At 33.8% G+C, this 16,705-nt stretch carries 21 protein-coding genes; 15 read left to right on the forward strand and 6 right to left on the reverse strand.

Translation table 11 applies throughout. From position 1 onward, the window contains the following. On the forward strand, window positions 1–505 hold a 505-nt coding region (locus QZ143_RS08505), incomplete at its 5' end, for an Ig-like domain-containing protein (RefSeq protein WP_292883174.1). 60 nt (window positions 506–565) lie between these two features. Here QZ143_RS08505 and QZ143_RS08510 read toward each other — a convergent pair. Beyond that, window positions 566–805 carry a DUF3781 domain-containing protein gene (locus tag QZ143_RS08510; RefSeq protein ID WP_292883176.1) on the reverse strand — a complete coding sequence of 80 codons (240 nt, stop codon included), beginning with the start codon at window positions 803–805 and terminating at the stop codon, window positions 566–568. 73 nt (window positions 806–878) lie between these two features. Between QZ143_RS08510 and QZ143_RS08515 the strand changes: the two genes are divergently transcribed. The 3 genes from QZ143_RS08515 (at window position 879) to QZ143_RS08525 (ending at window position 4,083) form a co-directional block, all read left to right on the forward strand. Continuing rightward, a complete protein-coding gene (locus tag QZ143_RS08515) occupies window positions 879–1,988 on the forward strand; it encodes an ABC transporter permease (protein WP_292883180.1) in 1,110 nt (369 codons plus the stop codon). 9 nt (window positions 1,989–1,997) lie between these two features. After that, a complete protein-coding gene (locus tag QZ143_RS08520; RefSeq protein ID WP_292605944.1) occupies window positions 1,998–2,696 on the forward strand; it encodes an ABC transporter ATP-binding protein in 699 nt (232 codons plus the stop codon). A 370-nt stretch (window positions 2,697–3,066) separates the two neighbouring features. Continuing rightward, window positions 3,067–4,083, forward strand: a complete 1,017-nt coding sequence (locus tag QZ143_RS08525) for a virulence RhuM family protein (RefSeq protein ID WP_292883183.1) — start codon at window positions 3,067–3,069, stop codon at window positions 4,081–4,083. Here QZ143_RS08525 and QZ143_RS08530 read toward each other — a convergent pair. Both QZ143_RS08530 and pgsA read right to left on the reverse strand, forming a co-directional pair. Next, window positions 4,080–4,322, reverse strand: a complete 243-nt coding sequence (locus QZ143_RS08530) for a DUF357 domain-containing protein (protein ID WP_292605940.1) — start codon at window positions 4,320–4,322, stop codon at window positions 4,080–4,082. The two genes, QZ143_RS08525 and QZ143_RS08530, sit on opposite strands and share 4 nt — an antisense overlap. Then, entirely contained in the window at window positions 4,315–4,884 is a 570-nt protein-coding gene (gene pgsA / locus QZ143_RS08535) for an archaetidylinositol phosphate synthase (RefSeq protein WP_292883186.1), read from the reverse strand. The genes QZ143_RS08530 and pgsA overlap by 8 nt, the downstream gene beginning before the upstream one ends. Window positions 4,885–4,931: 47 nt before the next feature. On the opposite strand from pgsA, the gene QZ143_RS08540 reads away from it, so the two are divergent. Then, the gene (locus QZ143_RS08540) at window positions 4,932–5,513 is read left to right on the forward strand and encodes an L-threonylcarbamoyladenylate synthase (protein ID WP_292605936.1); all 582 of its coding nucleotides are present in this window, start codon (window positions 4,932–4,934) and stop codon (window positions 5,511–5,513) included. Window positions 5,514–5,524: 11 nt separating this feature from the next. Here QZ143_RS08540 and QZ143_RS08545 read toward each other — a convergent pair whose 3' ends face one another. Together QZ143_RS08545 and QZ143_RS08550 are read right to left on the reverse strand one after the other, a co-directional pair. Next, complete coding sequence (locus tag QZ143_RS08545; protein WP_292883188.1) at window positions 5,525–5,830, reverse strand: hypothetical protein; 306 nt, start codon at window positions 5,828–5,830, stop codon at window positions 5,525–5,527. Beyond that, window positions 5,721–6,476 (reverse strand): hypothetical protein, encoded by a 756-nt coding sequence (locus QZ143_RS08550; RefSeq protein WP_292883191.1) that lies wholly within the window; start codon window positions 6,474–6,476, stop codon window positions 5,721–5,723. The genes QZ143_RS08545 and QZ143_RS08550 overlap by 110 nt, the downstream gene beginning before the upstream one ends. A gap of 213 nt (window positions 6,477–6,689) precedes the next feature. Here QZ143_RS08550 and radB point away from each other — a divergent pair, with 213 nt between their 5' ends. The 4 genes from radB to QZ143_RS08570 are packed head-to-tail and all read left to right on the forward strand — an operon-like array spanning window position 6,690 to window position 9,729. Further along, a complete protein-coding gene (gene radB / locus QZ143_RS08555) occupies window positions 6,690–7,394 on the forward strand; it encodes a DNA repair and recombination protein RadB (RefSeq protein WP_292605932.1) in 705 nt (234 codons plus the stop codon). A 58-nt stretch (window positions 7,395–7,452) separates the two neighbouring features. Then, the gene (locus tag QZ143_RS08560; RefSeq protein WP_292883194.1) at window positions 7,453–8,628 is read left to right on the forward strand and encodes a pyridoxal phosphate-dependent aminotransferase; all 1,176 of its coding nucleotides are present in this window, start codon (window positions 7,453–7,455) and stop codon (window positions 8,626–8,628) included. A gap of 10 nt (window positions 8,629–8,638) precedes the next feature. Continuing rightward, window positions 8,639–9,355, forward strand: coding sequence for a ferredoxin (locus QZ143_RS08565; protein ID WP_292883197.1), 717 nt, complete (start codon window positions 8,639–8,641; stop codon window positions 9,353–9,355). Further along, complete coding sequence (locus QZ143_RS08570) at window positions 9,352–9,729, forward strand: putative zinc-binding protein (protein WP_292605926.1); 378 nt, start codon at window positions 9,352–9,354, stop codon at window positions 9,727–9,729. Before QZ143_RS08565 ends, QZ143_RS08570 begins: the two co-directional genes overlap by 4 nt. A 24-nt stretch (window positions 9,730–9,753) precedes the next feature. Here QZ143_RS08570 and QZ143_RS08575 read toward each other — a convergent pair whose 3' ends face one another. Next, window positions 9,754–11,532 carry a ribosome biogenesis/translation initiation ATPase RLI gene (locus tag QZ143_RS08575; protein WP_292883200.1) on the reverse strand — a complete coding sequence of 593 codons (1,779 nt, stop codon included), beginning with the start codon at window positions 11,530–11,532 and terminating at the stop codon, window positions 9,754–9,756. A 123-nt stretch (window positions 11,533–11,655) separates the two neighbouring features. On the opposite strand from QZ143_RS08575, the gene pth2 reads away from it, so the two are divergent. The 6 genes from pth2 to QZ143_RS08605 form a co-directional block, all read left to right on the forward strand. Continuing rightward, window positions 11,656–11,994, forward strand: a complete 339-nt coding sequence (gene pth2, locus QZ143_RS08580; RefSeq protein WP_292605922.1) for an aminoacyl-tRNA hydrolase — start codon at window positions 11,656–11,658, stop codon at window positions 11,992–11,994. Window positions 11,995–12,051: 57 nt separating this feature from the next. Continuing rightward, entirely contained in the window at window positions 12,052–12,708 is a 657-nt protein-coding gene (locus QZ143_RS08585) for a delta 1-pyrroline-5-carboxylate synthetase (protein WP_342764176.1), read from the forward strand. 1 nt (window position 12,709) lies between these two features. Then, window positions 12,710–12,871 (forward strand): zinc finger domain-containing protein, encoded by a 162-nt coding sequence (locus QZ143_RS08590; protein WP_292605920.1) that lies wholly within the window; start codon window positions 12,710–12,712, stop codon window positions 12,869–12,871. Window positions 12,872–12,893: 22 nt separating this feature from the next. Then, entirely contained in the window at window positions 12,894–13,163 is a 270-nt protein-coding gene (locus QZ143_RS08595; protein WP_292605918.1) for an elongation factor 1-beta, read from the forward strand. Window positions 13,164–13,413: 250 nt separating this feature from the next. Then, complete coding sequence (locus tag QZ143_RS08600; protein ID WP_292883205.1) at window positions 13,414–14,004, forward strand: hypothetical protein; 591 nt, start codon at window positions 13,414–13,416, stop codon at window positions 14,002–14,004. Next, window positions 13,940–16,705: C1 family peptidase (locus QZ143_RS08605; RefSeq protein WP_292883207.1), on the forward strand; the 2,766-nt coding region annotated here is incomplete at its 3' end. The genes QZ143_RS08600 and QZ143_RS08605, both read left to right, overlap by 65 nt.

Consider the following 16,705-nt stretch of genomic DNA (forward strand, 5'->3'; position numbering starts at 1 on the left):
CCTTAATAATATCAAATTTAAAGTTACTGTCATGAAAGGTAATGAAACTTTAACTACTGGAACTGTTGTTTTCACTATTGATAATAAGGAATATACTGGTCATATTGGAAGTGATGGTGTTGCTTCTGTTACTTTGAAAAATTTAAAACCAGGTGACCATTTCATCACATCCGAATATGGTGACGTTTTAGTGAAAAATGTTATTTCAGTTAAAAAAGCAGTCCCTGTATTAACTGCTAAAAATAAAGCTTTCAAAGCTAAAACAAAAACCAAAAAATACACTGTAACTTTAAAAAACAGTAAAAAGAAAGCTATTAAAAATGTTAAAGTAACATTAAAAGTTAATGGTAAAACATACTCTGCAAAAACTAACAGTAAAGGACAAGCAATCTTCAAATTAACCAAATTAACCAAAGTTGGTAAACTTCCTGCTACTGTTAAGTTTGCTGGAAATGCTTACTACAAAGCATCCCAAAAATCTGTTAAAATTACAGTTAAAAAATAAATTTTTTTCTGTTGTATGAAGTTTTGAGTTCAATGCTCAAAACCCACTATTTTTTTTTAATCATGTTTTGTGAGCGGTAATTATTGTAAAGCTGCTTGAATTAATGGTGATTGTGCAGTCATCCGCATCGACATAATAGTTTTTGCCTTCTTTTCTAACAGTGGAAGTGTCCTGTTTAAGTTTGGAGATGCAATATCCGACCGGTTCCTCATTGATTTTCAAATTTTTCTGTATTCTGCCAATTCCCATTTCAGTCGTATGGATCTTTTCAATATTTTCCAGAAGTGTTTTCTTGTGCATTTCAATACCTCATTTTTGCATCTTGGTAAATGGTATAATTAGTTATTTATATATTACAACCTAATTAATTATTATGTCATTTTTAAAATTCATTCTTAAAAATCCATTCAGGAGAAAAAATAGTGCAATACTGGCCATTGTGGGAATTGCAATAGGCATTATTGTCATTGTTGCTCTTGGTGGAATCACAGAAGGTTTGGTAAATACCTTTGAAGATACAATTCATGCGGGAGGTGCTGATTTCACTGTTTCAGGTAAGGAAACTGGGGATTCGGCTTATGGAACAAATACTATCAGTTCCAATTGGACGGAAAAAATAGCCAATGTCAGCGGTGTTGATGAAGCATTTCCAATCTATGTTGTACTGACGTCTGTTGGAGATGACTATATGAATACATTGATTGGTATTGATCCGAACGGTACGACTCTTGCAGATATTTCAATGAAAGAGGGCAGGATTTTTGAAGATAATTCATCTGAAGCCATTTTGGGTGAAATCTATGCTGAGGACAACAACTATTCTGTAGGTGACACAATCGATATTGACAGGGAAGAATTTAAAATAGTTGGAATTTACGAAACCGGTGACCAGAATATGGCTGGTGGTGTGTTTACCTCAATTTCCAAGGTCGGAGATCTGATGGATGATGAGGATTCAATTTCAAACATTTACGTCAAGGTAAATAAGGGGGAAGACCCTCAGACTGTAGCTGATAGAATCGATTCGCAATACGGCGATAATATTACAACCGTCACATCAGTAATGGAAATGACTCAGATGGCGGACATGCTCAACATGCTTCAGGCATCAACATGGGCAATTTCACTTCTTGCAATTGTTGTCGGTGGATTGGGAATCATCAATACAATGTTGATGTCAGTATTTGAGAGAACACGTGAAATTGGTGTTTTAAAGGCTGTTGGATGGTCCAATGGAAAGATTTTGACCATGATTGTAGGCGAGTCATTAGTAATCACTATTGTCTCAGCCATTATAGGTTCTTTGATTGGTTTTGCAGCATGCACTATTTTGGGTCCTCAAATGGGTATTGAACCGTTATTCACTCCTAAGATATTCATCCAGGCATTTGCAATAGCTATCGTTGTTGGTATAATTGGTGGAATTTATCCTGCCCTAAAAGCGGTCAGGCTTCCTCCGACAGAGGCATTGAGGTATGAGTGAGGTGAGAACATGAATGTTGTTGATATGAAAAAAGTATATAAAAGCTATGAAGACGGAAAAATCAAGGCATTAAACGGTATTGATCTCACGATAACTGAAGGGGAATTTGTTTCAATCATAGGTCCGTCAGGTTCGGGAAAGTCAACCTTGCTCAACATGCTTGGGGCATTGGATATTCCGGATTCCGGCAGCATCAATGTTGCGGGCAGGGATTTGTCCTCCAATAAAAAGTTAAATGAATTCAGGGCAAGGGAGATTGGATTCATTTTCCAGCTTCATAATTTGATTCCGAATATTTCCGTTGCGGAAAATATTGAAATTCCGATGTATACTCAAAAGATGTCTTCCAATGAAATGAGAAGCAGGGCATTGAAACTTTTGGATGATGTTGGTCTTAAGGACAAGGCGGACATCAAACCTAACAAGTTGTCTGGTGGTGAACGTCAAAGGGTGGCAATCGCCCGAGCACTTGCAAATGACCCATCAATAATATTGGCAGATGAACCAACAGGATCACTAGATTCAAAGACAAGTACTAAAATCCTTAAGCAATTAATTGATTTGCACGATACTAAGAATGTAACATTGATAATTGTAACTCATGATATGGATGTCGCTAAACTTGCAGACAGAGTTATCGAAGTTTTGGATGGTGAAATAATATCTGCCGGCGATGACTCATTAATTAATAGTAAAATTGATGTTTAGGTTAATATCTATTCATCATTTATCTTTTTTTAAGTTATTTTTTCTTTAATTTGTATTTATCTTTAAGATAATGCTGTATTTTTAGTTTTTAGGTGTGATATTCTTTAATTTAATGTTTAGATGCTACAAATTAGATATTTTAAATTTGTTTTTCATAAAAAACTATATTGAAAAACTTCAATCGGATGAAATATAATTCCAATATCTTATTTTTTTTAGAAATTGTTCTTGCATTAAAATATTGTTTTAATTTATTAATATTGTTTTTACTCAATATTATTGCTTTCATTTATAACAAAAACCTTATTAAACTATTTATTTAAAATAATATTGGATTTTATTTCTTTTAAATAAAAAATGAGGTTTTATCATGCAAGAAGAATATAAATTTCAGAAAACTTTGTTGTATGTTTCTGATGAAGGAGAAGTTTCATTGGATGTGATTGTTGACCAAGAAGGAGAAACATTTTGGGCAACTCAAAAAACAATGGCTGAAGTGTTTGGTGTAAAAAAGAATACGATAAATTATCATCTTAAAAATATTTTTGCTGATGGTGAGTTAAACCAAAATTCAGTTGTTCGAAAAATTCGAACAACTGCTTCCGATGGAAAATCTTATAATAATAACTTCTATAATCTTGATGTGATTATTTCTGTAGGGTATAGGGTAAACTCTAAAAACGCAACAAGATTCAGAATATGGGCTACTCAGCAATTGAAAGAACTGATTATTAAAGGATTTGTTTTAGATGATGAACTGTTGAAAAACGGTTCGAGATTTGGCATTGATTATTTCAACCAGCTGCTTGAAAGGGTAAGGGACATCAGGTCATCTGAAAGAAGATTCAATCAAAAAATCACAGACATCTATGCTACAAGTTTTGATTACAAAAAAGATGCTCAAGTAACTCGTGACTTCTTTGCAACTGTTCAAAACAAATTGATATATGCAGTTAGCGGTCACACTGCAGCTGAAATAATTGTGGATAGAAGTGATAGTGAAAAAATCAACATGGGATTGACAAATTGGAGCAATCCAAATGGCAAAATCATTTTGAGTGATGTTGTTATATCTAAAAATTATCTGAACGAAAGAGAATTAAAACGCTTGAATTCTTTGGTTGATGGATTTTTAACTCTTGCAGAGTCCAGAGCATTAAATGAGATTCCAATGGCTATGAAAGATTGGAAAAAAGTATTGGATGACTATATTGATTTAAATCTTTTGCCTATTTTGGAAGGTAAAGGCAAAGTTTCATCAACTGATGCTCAAAAAATTGCAAAGGAAGAATACGAAAAATTCAAAGTGATTCAGGATAGGAATTATCAATCTGATTTTGATAAGTTAATAATAGATATAAAAAGAATAGAAGGTTTTGATGTTTAGATGATTCCATGAATCATCCTTAAAGCATCCAAAAGGCCGTGGCTGTATTCGATGCAACCGAATGCAGTCCTCATGTCTCCTTTTTTAAGATAATATTTTGAATCGTTCCAGTAGTCAATGGCTCTGTCATAGACCTCTTTTTCCTTTCCTTCAAAGGTAATGTCTGCTACCTGATTCAAGTTTCTCTCTAATTTTGCAATATCCTTTGCTATCTTTTCGGGACTTTCCAACTCAGTCATTCAATTGCCTCCAAACATGCACTATTCTTTGTCCGACAGTAAAGTAAGATAATATTACCAGTATGTAAATGGTGTATGTAAAGTAAATGTCTCCTGCAAAAAATCCGATTAATGACCCAACCATTAAAATGATCATACGAACTGCCCTTTCTGCAATTCCAATATTGCATTCCACTCCCTGTGATTCTGCTCTTGCCCTAACATAGCTTACACAAATCGCTGAATGGATTGCCAAAACGCCAACAAACCAGTCACAGTATCCCCCAAATATTATTCCAATGTATATGATTGCATCTGCGAATCTGTCCATTGTAGAGTCCAGAAATGCACCAAATTTGGATGACCTGTTATGGTACCTTGCAACAGCTCCGTCAATAACATCCAAAAGTCCTGAAAGTAATATAGCTACTGTTCCTAGGATTAGTAGATGATGTGCATATCCATAAGCTGCAACAACTGCAACAAATGGGGATATTACTGTTACAATATTAGGATTTATGTTTAAGTTTCTAGCAATTGGGTTCAATATTTTTGTTAAAAAGGGTCTTAGACTTTGAAGCATAATTTATATATAAATATTTCATCTAATATAATTGTTAGGTAATGAAAATGAAGATATTAAAAACCAGTATTGATGAATTGGATGAAAACATTATTGATGATGCTATTCAGGTTTTATCTGATGGGGGCGTTGTTTTATATCCAACCGATACTGTTTATGGATTGGGAGCTAATATTTTTAATAATGATGCGGTTAGAAGAGTGTTTGAAATTAAAAAAAGAAGTTTCCTAAAGCCACTTTCAATACTTGTCAGTGATGTTGAAGCCATCGACATAGTTGCAAGGGTTACAGTTAGGGAAAAGGAAATCATAAATGAGTATCTTCCGGGTCCTTATACATTCATTTTAACTAAGGAAAAAATTGTTCCTCGTGTCATTACAAGTGGGTCTACACATGTGGGTGTAAGAGTTCCGAATAATGACATTTCGCGTAGGTTGGCGAGTTTGTTCCCGATTACAACAACCAGTGCAAATCTTTCAGACGAAGAAGTTCTGTCAAATCCTGATGATATCTTGGAACAGCTTGACTGTGAAGTTGATTTGGTAATTGATGTGGGAGATTTAAAATCAGATCATGCTTCAATGATTGTAGATTTGTCAAAAACAACTCCAAAAATAATAAGAAGGTAAGAGATTATGATTTAATCTCTTTTGTAATATTTACCTACTAATATGAATCCAAATATTAATGTTAGTATTACTAATGCCAATTCAGTTCCTGTAGCATGTTTTAGCAAACTGACTGATTTATTTTCTATTTTTGATTTAGTATTATCTTCAAGGTCTTTAGTTTGATTTTTAAAAATTAATGCAGTGGCATTTTCAGTTTCATTTTCTTCAAATATTGTTGTATTTTCTTGTGTTTTGTTTTCGGTTATGTTTTCTTGTGGTATTGTTGTATTTTCTTGTGTTTTGTTTTTTTTCTGTTGTATTGTTTTCAACTTCAACGGGAATGTCTCTGTAAGTAATTTTGTATCCGAAGAAGTTTTGATGATTGTTTTTATCTGTACCTAATACCTCAAAATCAAAAAATGCTTCGGTTGTTTCATTGATTTTTTTAATTGCACCATGGTCTGGAATTGTTAAATTCACGGAAGCGTCCTTGATTTGCTGAACTAAATCTTTGTTGAAATTAAAATTATCGCTGAATGCCCAAATTATTTTTTGGGTATCAATTTTGTTTTTTACTGCAATATCATGAAATTCAACAAAGAAAGTCTTCAAATAATGTCCGATTGACTCACCATTTTTGTTGTTGATTGCAGCAGTTGTGTCTTTAACTTCAAATTCATCATTGACTTTTGCTTCTTGGTCTCCATAATTGATGCAGTATCCGTTGTATCCATCTTCAAAAGTAATGTTGAAATGTCCATTTTCTTTTGATTTTACAGTCTCTCCGATTCTGTTTTTTTCTTCTTCATCAGTTTTGCTTTCTTTTTCCTCTTCAACATTTCTTTGTGATACAATTTTCTCTTGCTGTGCTGTGTTTGTATCTGCAACTGCATCTTCGGTGATGTTTTCTGCTGATACAAAATTTACACCTGATGTGATTAGTAAAAAGATTGTAAAAATTGTAATTATTCTTTTTTTCAAATTTTTCACCTCTTTGCTTTGTATTAATTGCGTTGTAAAAGGTTATATATAAAGTTAAGGTAACCAAACGGTCACTTTTGCTTAAATTTAATTAATATGTCTTATTTTTTCGTAATTTTTAAAATATGTTGGTTTTATTAATTTTTAGCTAATTAAACTGGTTTTTTTCCTAACTGCAATTAATTAATATATCATGAAAAACAATATTTTATCATGAAAGTGTTGGCTAATTTTGAAGATAATCATAAAATCCAATCCAATTCCGCATTGGATGTTTTGTTGGGTGGAGGTTTTGAAAAAGGTACAATCACCCAAATATTCGGACCTCCCAGTTCAGGTAAAAGCAATATTGCATTAACATTGGCAGTCAATGTTGCAAAAAATAATAGAAAAGTGATTTATATAGATACTGAAGGCGGAATTTCAATTGACAGGATTAAACAGATTTCAGGATCTGATTTTTCAAAAGTAGCTAACAACATAATTGTTTTTGAACCGACTAGTTTTATAGAACAAAATGAAAACTTGCGGTCAATTGATGTTTGGCTTAGAAAAAATCATGATGAAGTTGATTTGCTGGTTCTGGACTCTGCAGTTGCGCTCTACAGGGTTGATGACATGAAATCCGCTAAACTGAATAAGGAATTGGGCAAGCAGATGGGTGTGTTGTCCAAGATTGCAAGACAATACGATATCGCAGTAATATTGACAAATCAGATATATAATGCATTTGACGATGAAGGAAATAATGATGTCAAGGCAGTTGGCGGAACTATTTTGCAGTACTGGAGCAAAGTCATACTTCAATTGGAGCGCGGTGAAGAAATCAACCAAAGAATCGCCACTTTGATTCGCCACAGAAGTATTCCTGAAGGCAAAAAGGCCACTTTTTCAATAACTTCTCAGGGCATTATTTAGGTACTTTTATTAATAATTAAAAATATATATTTATTTTGGAATTGTTTGAGCTGATAATATGAGGGAAAAGGATTTTGATATTAAAACACCCAAAAAAAAGTTTCAAAAAACTGAACGGGTACCTCCAAAAGGTTATGATAATGCAAATGACTTTTTTGAGGATATGTATATGGATGAAGACATGATTTGGATGGGTCAAAATACCAACCATCTGCATGACGATACAATAGCCAATGCCATGATTGATGCAATTCGCAAAAAGACATATTGCAAATATCCTGCCCCTGAAGGATTTTCTGAACTTAAACAATTGATTTTAGATGATTTGGATTTGAATGAATTTGAAGTTTTACTGACTTCCGGTGCAACTGAATCTTTATATTTGGTAATGCAAGCATTATTGGAACCGGAAGACAATGTAATCTTATCTGATCCTGGTTACTTTATTATTGGAGACTTTGCAAACAGATTTGCAGGCGAAGTCAGATATGTTCCTATTTACTATGAAGAAAATGACTATAAGCTGACTCCGGATTTGGTGAGGAAAAATATGGATGAAAACACTCGTATGATTATTTTAATCGACCCATTGAATCCGTTAGGTTCTTCATACACCGAAGAGGAACTTAAAGAATTCGCTCAAATCGCAAAAGAAAACGATTTATACTTATTACATGACATAACCTACAAAGACTTTGCACGTGAACATTTCCTTGTTGAAAACTATGCTCCCGGTCAAACTTTGACAATCTACAGCTTTTCAAAAATATTTGGAATGGCAGGTTTAAGAATTGGAGGTGTCATATCATCCAAACCGATTATCGATGCAATCAAAAATGCTGTTGTCAATGATTTGGGAGTGAACATCATTTCACAATACGGTGCAATTGCAGGTCTTAAATCAAAACCTAACTGGTTTGAGAGAATAAGAAAAACCTGTTTTGAAAACCAAAGGTTGATCAGCGAAATGGTTGAACCGATTGATGGGGTATTTCTGCCGGTTTATCCGTCCGATGCAAACATGATGGTAATCGATTTGTCCGGTGCAGGAATAGATCCTAAAGAGATGTCCAATTATTTGATTCAGAAAAAATTGTTCACAAGGGAAGGGGAATACACTTCTGAAGAATTTGGTGACAGATACTTGCGTATAAGTTTTTCAATTCCAACTGAAGAGGTTAAAGTATTCTGTGAAGAATTCCCTAAAGCTGTCGAGGCTTTAAGAAAAAAATAAGGTTAATGGTATGAGATTGAGATATCATCAACCTATTCCTAATTTTTACAATCAAGAAAACCCTCACCATCCCAATAATCTTATTTCCAATGATTTTTTACAGGAATTTGCTGATATAGCTATTGCTTCAAGATTTGTAGGATTGAGCTTTTCCAAGTTAAGTGAAGATTTTAAAAAAGAATGGGATATTGATTGGGACAATATCATTATTCTGAAATATCTGATGTCTGAAGATATCCTCAAGATGGAACCATCAGATGAAAAATGCAAATTGATGGATGAGGAATTTCAGGAATTTGGAGCCAAAACATTTGCACTTGCAGATATATTGAGGGAAAACGGATTTAAAGCGGATTTGATCAATCCGTTGGATGACCGTGTTAGCTTAAGGGCAATTGCAATGCAATCAAATGATGCTGTCATTACCCGAAGCAATATGTGCATGTTCAAAGAAGGTCTGAACCTTGGTTTTTTCATGATTCAGACTTCAATAGAAAATTTGCCGTTCAAAACGGAAAACGAGCTGAAATGGGTTGAGGATTACTGTTCAACATGTGGGGTCTGCATTGACAGATGTCCCGAAAAGGCATTTGACGAAAATGGAAAATTTTTAAGAAAGTTATGCACTGCACACCGTGAAGGATGCAGCCGTTGCATTAATTTCTGTCCATTTTATAAAAGAGGTTATGAAAAGGTTAAAAAAAGATATGGGAGAATGAAAAAATGAGTGACAAAATAGCTTTAGTTTCATGCAGTGGATTAAGTCCGCTTGGATTAGTTGTAAGGGCAGCTAGTGTTGAGCTTGCCTTGGAAAACGAAAATATTGTTGCAGCGTGCATCACTGAATATTCTGCTCAGCCGAACAATTGCTCACCAATTCTGGATGATGCAAAAATTGTTACAATAACTGGCTGCAGTGATGACTGTGCATCAGTAATATTAAAGGAAAAAGAAGTTGATTCAGTTAAAAACATCGCTGCCGATGCAGTTGTCAAAACTTATGACTTAAATCCGTTGGATGCTGTAAGGCTGGACGACGACGGTGAAAAGGCAGTTGGGATACTAAAAAAATATGTTCTTAAAGAATTGGAAAATATCTAAAAAAAATTAAATTAAAGGGAATATTTAATCGGATAAGTAATAATATTCTCCTTTTTCTTTTTGTTCACGGTCTTTGTAACTGTCGAGTTTGTTAACTCTTGGTCTTTTTGTTTCCTTATCTCTTCTGAATGTAATATTGAGGTTTCCTAAAAATTCATTCATTGCGTTTCTTAAATCTGTTGGTTTGGAAGCATGACCGTCCAGACCAGGAGTTCCATTGAAAACCATTGCCCTATCGGAAATGTAGTCGATAAATACGATATCGTGGTCAACAATAAGTGATGCTGCATTTCTGCTTTCAACCATCTTACGAATGACTCTTGCAGCAATCAGTCTTTGTTCTACATCTAAAAATGCTGTAGGTTCGTCAAAAAGATATATTTCAGCATCCTTTGCAAGTGTGGCAGCAATGGCCAATCTTTGAAGTTCACCACCACTTAAACCATTAACTGGCTTGTCAAGCATGTCATTTAAAGTCAAAGGATTCATTATTTCACTTTCAAAGATTTTACTTCCAAAGCTAGGGGCATGCATATATAAAAAGTCACTGACGGTTCCTTCAAAGTCTGAAACAATGTATTGTGGCTTGTAGGCTATTGTGACTTCCTCATCTACTTCACCAGTAGTCGGGTCTTCGACTCCTGCAAGCATTTTTGCGAATGTGGTTTTACCGATACCGTTTGAACCAAAAGCAGTCACGATTTCATCATAAAAGATTTCGCCTGCATCTGCAGTCAATGTAAATCCGTCATATTCCTTATTCAAATCTGAATAGCTTGCAAGTGCATCCCCTTCATCCTCTGGAGTTGGTGGTCTTATTGTAAACTCGATTGGATTTTTTCTTATTCTGACATTTTCTTCAGCTAAAAATCCATTTATGTATGCATTGATACCTATACGAACTCCTTTTCTTCCGGACACTACACCGTATCCTCCAGGCTGTCCATATAATATGTGAACATTGTCGGACAGAGCATCTAAAGTAGCAAGGTCATGCTCAATTACAAGAACGCTTTTTCCTTCTTCTGCAAGAGATCTGATTACTTTTACTGCATTAAGTCTTTGAGACACGTCAAGCCAGGATGTTGGTTCGTCAAAGTAGTAAAAGTCCCCTTCCCTTAAAACTGTTGCAGCAATTGCAACCCTTTGAAGTTCTCCACCACTTAGGTTTTGCATTTCCCTGTCAAGAACGTTTTCAAGCTGCAGTTCTTTTGTAACATATTCTAGCTTGTCTCTTTCATTGACGTTTTCAAGTAAATCTTTCACTTTGCCTTTAACGACTTTTGGAAGCTGGTCAACCATCTGTGGCTTTAGGATGGTTTTTATGTTTCCTTCGGACAAGTCCTGAAAATACTTCTGAAGTGAAGAACCTTTGTAAAACTCAATGACCTTTTCCCAGTTTTCAGGTGGATTTTCAAAATCTCCGAAGTTTGGTATCAGATTTCCGGATAATATATTCATGATTGTGGATTTACCAATACCGTTAGGTCCTAAAAGTCCTAAAACAGTTCCTTCTTCAAGATTTGGAAGTCCAAATAATTCAAATTGGTTTTGTCCAAATCTGTGAATTGGATTGTCTGCCGCTTCAGGTAAGTTAATGATTGTAATAGCGTCAAATGGGCAGCGATTTGTACAGATACCGCACCCTTCACATAATTCTTCAGATATCAACGGTTTTTTTGTATCTTCATCAACTACTATGGTGTCTTCTTCCATTCTAACACCAGGACAGTAGTGAATACAGACATAATCACATTTTTTAGGCTGACATCTGTCCTTATCTAAAATTGAAATACGAGTCATTATAATCTCCTTAAAAATATAATCATATATAATTCTATTAATTCTATTTAATTAATTTATTGTAAAATTGTTGACTTTCAAAAAACTTTTTAATTATTTAGTTAAATATTTATTATTGATAATATGAAACAGGCAATGATTGTAAGAACAGATTTGAAAATGGGCAAAGGAAAAATTGCTGCTCAATGCTGTCATGGAGCTATTGGTGCATACAAGAAATCTCCTCAGGATAAAATCAGGAAATGGGAAAATGAAGCTTATGCAAAGGTAGTTTTAAAAGTTAAAACCAAGGAGGAACTTTTGGAGCTTAAAAAGTTGGCTGACCAAAATGGAATTTCCAACTATCTTGTAGTTGATGCGGGAAGGACTCAGATACCTACATCATCAGTAACGGTTTTGGCACTTGGTCCTGATGAGGATGAAATAATTGATGAAGTGACTGGGGATTTGAAACTTTTATAGTTTAACTGTTATTTTAATGATGGCATTATTCAATTAAATGTGGTAGGTATTATGGGCATAAAACAGGTTGTAAAAATTGGGGGAAGTCTTTTTCCAGATTATGCAATTGAACTTGCAAAACAATTGAAAAACACCAATTCACTAATTATTTTGGGTGGTGGCGATTTTGCAAATTTGATTCGCAAGTATGATGATGAAATTCATTTTTCACAAGAAACAACTCATTGGACAGCTATAGATTGTATGGACATAATAGCTAAACTTGTTGATGATAAGGTAGATTCCACTAAATTGGTATATTCCATTGAAGAGGCAAATAAAATTTCTGATGATGGTTTTACTCCTATTTTTATTGTTTCAAGATTTTTAAAAACAGAAGATCCTTTCGAATGCTCATGGGATGTGACTTCAGATTCCATTGCAGCCTATGTTTCACATCTTCTAAATGCAAAGCTTTTAATAGTAACAAATGTAAATGGTATATATACCCAAGAACCGAAAGAGCATGGTTCAACATTCATAAGTAAAATCGATGCAACAACATTACTAACTTTTCAAGAGTCGTCGATTGATGTAATGTTACCGTCTCTTTTATTAGAGTTTGGGACTAATTGTTATGTTGTGAATGGGAAGTGCCCTGAAAGGGTTTTATCTTTAATAGATGATAATATAAATGATTATAACTTCGATTACACACAAATAATAGGTGAATAAAATGAAAGAAGTAGAATGTATTTCATGTAAACAAGAAATTCCATTAACCGGACCATTCGTAGAATTCGAATGTCCTATATGTGGAGCAAAAATAGCAAGATGTGAAAAATGCCGTACCTTTGGTCACGCTTACAAATGTGAATGTGGTTTTGAAGGACCATAAGTTTTAAAATGGAGGAATTAGAATGGGTGAAGTATTAACAACTATGAAAATCATGCCAGACAGTCCGGAAGTAGATTTAGAAGCTATCAAATCTACTATCGAAAGTTCAATGCCAGAAGGCGCTAAAATCCACGAAATTACTGAAGAGCCAATTGCATTTGGTTTGGTGGCTATCATCTTAAACTTCATTACTGAAGATGGTGAAGGCGGATCTGAACCTGTTGAAGAAATGGTTTCAGGTATTGAAGGCGTTGCCAGTATTGAAATTACTGGTGTCGGAAGATTAATGTAAGATTGATTTTCTGTAGTGGGAAAGATTAAAAAATCGATTTTTTCCCATAATTTCTTATTTTAGACATTATAAAAATGTATTTTTGGGTTATTAAGATTAATAACTCTCATTACTCTATTTTTTTGGATAATTTATCTTTAAAATGCAAGAATACCACAACTTCTGCAAGTTGTGGATGAATTGCACTATTGGGTGTACTGTCTTTTTTAATTAATTTTATTGTGTTTTCTCATTTATATTGCTTGTTTTATTGTTTTCAGTCACTGCAATATCTGCAGCCGATTTAAACTGTACTGGTGATATTGGTGATGTTTTAAAAGATGGCGGTGATATTAAATCATTTTATGATTTAAATGGTGATATTGCCACTGAAAATTCAAGTTTTAATATGCAATCAGATTATACATTTGATAATCAAACTGATAGGGATTATACTAATGGAATTAGGATAGTTAATGCTGATTTTACAATCAATGGAAATAATCATGTAATTGACTGTTCTAATCAGGCAAGAGCATTTAGGATTGTTGGAAATAATGTGGAAATAAAAAATTTGGTTATAAAAAATGCTTATCATGGATCTGGTTCTGCAATTATAACCAACTCAAAGCTGACACTTAATAATGTAACTTTTATAAACTGTTCAGGTAAGGACTCTTCTAATATGGGGGCTATTGTTTCATCTAAGGCAACTTTAAATGTCAATAACTGTAAATTCATTGATACCTGCGGTGATGATGGTGCATCAATCACTGCATCAATGAGTGTGGTTACTGTTGACAATTCTACATTTATCAGTAGCTCAAATAAAATTATTAAGGGTCAAATTTATTCACTCTAATTTTTTAAACACTACTTCTAAATATGCAACTGCAATATTTGCTACAGACAAGGGAAGCATTTCAATTTCAAACTCTAAATTTAGAAACCTCTTTGCCAATAGAACTGCAGGTGCAATTGGTGTTAATGCAATCTCTAAGTTAACAATATCTGGCTGTGAATTTTATAATGTTTCCAGTGAAAAGAATGGTGGTGCTATTTTTGCAGATGTGAATGATGAAGAAAGTTATGTCATTGTTAGAAATAGCAAATTCAATGACTGTACTTCTGAATTTGGTGGTGCTATTCTTCAATTAGGTGGAACTTTAGCCATTAAAAACTCAGATTTTGTTGAAAATTCCGTTGAATATGATGGTGGTGCAATATATACCAGTTTTACTAGTGTGGATATTTCAAATTCATCATTCAAATCTAATCTGGCATCTAATGAGATATCTTATGGGGGTGCCGGATACTTTGATATGGGGACAGTAATTATCAGACAAAGCACATTTGAGGATAATCTTGCTTTTAATGTATCTACAGTTTATGCATACGATTCTAATTTGACTTTGAAAAATAACTACTTTAAAAATCCTTCTAATGTTACAAGCATATATACTGTATATGGAAAAGTAAGTGATGAAGGAAATACTTTCAATGGGGATAAAAGGTCATACGGTAATACTGATTATTTTTATAACTTTGAAAATACTGCCAATCCGTTTATGATATATAACAATACTATTGTTGGTCCGTTACCTGAAAAATTTGATTTGAGAGAATATGGTTGGGTTTCACCCGTTAAAAACCAAGGATTTATGGGTGCATGTTGGGTATTTGGTAATCTGGCAGCATTGGAGTCTGCATTAATGAGGTATGCAAATGTAACATATTCATTGTCTGAAAACAATGTTCAAAATTCTATGCTTCAATATTCAAAATACGGACAGTTGGATATGGATGAAGGTGGAACTCCTTTTGCTCCTATTGCTTATTTGATTGATTGGATGGGAATTTTCCCTAGTGAATATGACAGCTATGATGAACTTGGTAAAATTTCTCCATTGCTTATCACTCCCGAGGACATTCACATTCAAAATGTGGTTGTTGTTCCTGAAAGAAAGAATTCTCTGGACAATGATTTGATTAAAAATGCGTTGCTTAAATATGGTGCTTTGGCAGTCAGTCACAATGCTGATTTTAATAAAACTACTTATTTCAATAAATCAAGTTCAGCACAGTATTATTATGGTAAGCCAACATCAGATCATAGAGTTTGTGTTGTAGGGTGGGATGATACTTATTCCAGAAATAATTTCTTAAAACCTGCTCCTGGCGATGGTGCATGGATTGTTAAAAATAGTTGGGGCTCCGATTGGGGTGATGGAGGATATTTCTATGTTTCCTATTATGATACGTCATTTGCTACATGTATTGAAAGTGTTGGATATATAATTAATAACGATTCCTATAATAGGATTTATCAAGTCGATGTTGGTGGTGAGATAAAGTTGGTGAATGGTTATAATTATTACTATAATGTGTTCACAGCTGATGAAGATGAATTGATTGCAGCAGTTGGAACATATTTTGATAAAACGGGCAGGAATTATGGATTTACAATATCTGTAAATGATGTTGATGTTTATTCTCAAAATGGCATTAGTGAATTTGGAGGATATTCCACAATCAAATTAAACAAATATGTTCAAATCAAAAAAGGAGATGTTTTCCAAATAACCTTCAAAAATAAGGCATCTCTTCTCTATGATCTCAGAATCCATACTCAAAAAGGCACTTCTTTTGTAAGTAAGGATGGTAAGACCTGGATTGATTTAGCAAGTATTAAGAGTGTAGCTATTTTAAAAGCTTACACTGTTTCCGATTTGAATATTACTGAAAATTTGGTGAAATACTATAGGAATGATACTCCATTTGTTGCGAAAGTCGGTGTCGGTGAAGAGGTTGTTTTTGAATTCAATGGTAAAAAGTCCACAGTCATTGCTGATGAAAATGGATTGGCTAAACTTAATATCAACAGCAATCCTGGAAAGTACAGCATCACAACAACTTACAATGGAACTTCAATCGTCAATTACATTATAATAAAAAACACTGTTGTCTCTTCCAATGTCAAAAGGACTTATAATGCTAATTGCAATTATAAACTTAGGATAGTGGATTCTGCCGGAAAGCCTGTAAATAATGCTAAGGTTGCCGTTTCTATCAATGGAAAATCTAAGAATTACAAAACTGATAATTCAGGATACATAACTCTTAAATTCACAAAATTGACCAAGGCACATAAAATCACTGTTAAAAATCCAAAGACAGGTGAGAGCAGAACTACTAAAATCGTGCTTTGTTCAAGATTTTCAGGGGAGAAAAACGTTGTAATGTATTACTTTGACGGATCCAAGTTTAAAGCTACAATACTGGGGGGCAATGTCAAACCTGTTGGTAAAAATAAGGTCGTGACCATTAAGGTCAACAAAAAAACATACAAGGTCAAAACCAATGCCAAAGGTGTAATTGCTTTTAAAATACCCAATACTATAAAACCGGGTTCATATAAATTAACTGCAACTTACAAAGGTGAGACTATCAAAAAGACCATTAAGGTAAAACAAAATCTTAAAACCAAAAAATATTCTGTTAAAAAGTCTTCTAAAAAGCTCACTGTCAAAGCAACTCTCAAGAACGGTAAAAAAGCAGTCAGC

This window comes from Methanobrevibacter sp. UBA188 (assembly GCF_905234905.1).
Classification (GTDB): Archaea; Methanobacteriota; Methanobacteria; order Methanobacteriales; family Methanobacteriaceae; genus Methanocatella.

Coding starts and splice junctions, on each gene's coding strand:
- QZ143_RS08510 (WP_292883176.1), bottom strand. CDS start 805: ATGCACAAGAAAACACTTCTGGAAAATATTGAAAAGATCCATACGACT.
- QZ143_RS08515 (WP_292883180.1), top strand. CDS start 879: ATGTCATTTTTAAAATTCATTCTTAAAAATCCATTCAGGAGAAAAAAT.
- QZ143_RS08520 (WP_292605944.1), top strand. CDS start 1,998: ATGAATGTTGTTGATATGAAAAAAGTATATAAAAGCTATGAAGACGGA.
- QZ143_RS08525 (WP_292883183.1), top strand. CDS start 3,067: ATGCAAGAAGAATATAAATTTCAGAAAACTTTGTTGTATGTTTCTGAT.
- QZ143_RS08530 (WP_292605940.1), bottom strand. CDS start 4,322: ATGACTGAGTTGGAAAGTCCCGAAAAGATAGCAAAGGATATTGCAAAA.
- pgsA (WP_292883186.1), bottom strand. CDS start 4,884: ATGCTTCAAAGTCTAAGACCCTTTTTAACAAAAATATTGAACCCAATT.
- QZ143_RS08540 (WP_292605936.1), top strand. CDS start 4,932: ATGAAGATATTAAAAACCAGTATTGATGAATTGGATGAAAACATTATT.
- radB (WP_292605932.1), top strand. CDS start 6,690: ATGAAAGTGTTGGCTAATTTTGAAGATAATCATAAAATCCAATCCAAT.
- QZ143_RS08560 (WP_292883194.1), top strand. CDS start 7,453: ATGAGGGAAAAGGATTTTGATATTAAAACACCCAAAAAAAAGTTTCAA.
- QZ143_RS08565 (WP_292883197.1), top strand. CDS start 8,639: ATGAGATTGAGATATCATCAACCTATTCCTAATTTTTACAATCAAGAA.
- QZ143_RS08570 (WP_292605926.1), top strand. CDS start 9,352: ATGAGTGACAAAATAGCTTTAGTTTCATGCAGTGGATTAAGTCCGCTT.
- QZ143_RS08575 (WP_292883200.1), bottom strand. CDS start 11,532: ATGACTCGTATTTCAATTTTAGATAAGGACAGATGTCAGCCTAAAAAA.
- pth2 (WP_292605922.1), top strand. CDS start 11,656: ATGAAACAGGCAATGATTGTAAGAACAGATTTGAAAATGGGCAAAGGA.
- QZ143_RS08590 (WP_292605920.1), top strand. CDS start 12,710: ATGAAAGAAGTAGAATGTATTTCATGTAAACAAGAAATTCCATTAACC.
- QZ143_RS08595 (WP_292605918.1), top strand. CDS start 12,894: ATGGGTGAAGTATTAACAACTATGAAAATCATGCCAGACAGTCCGGAA.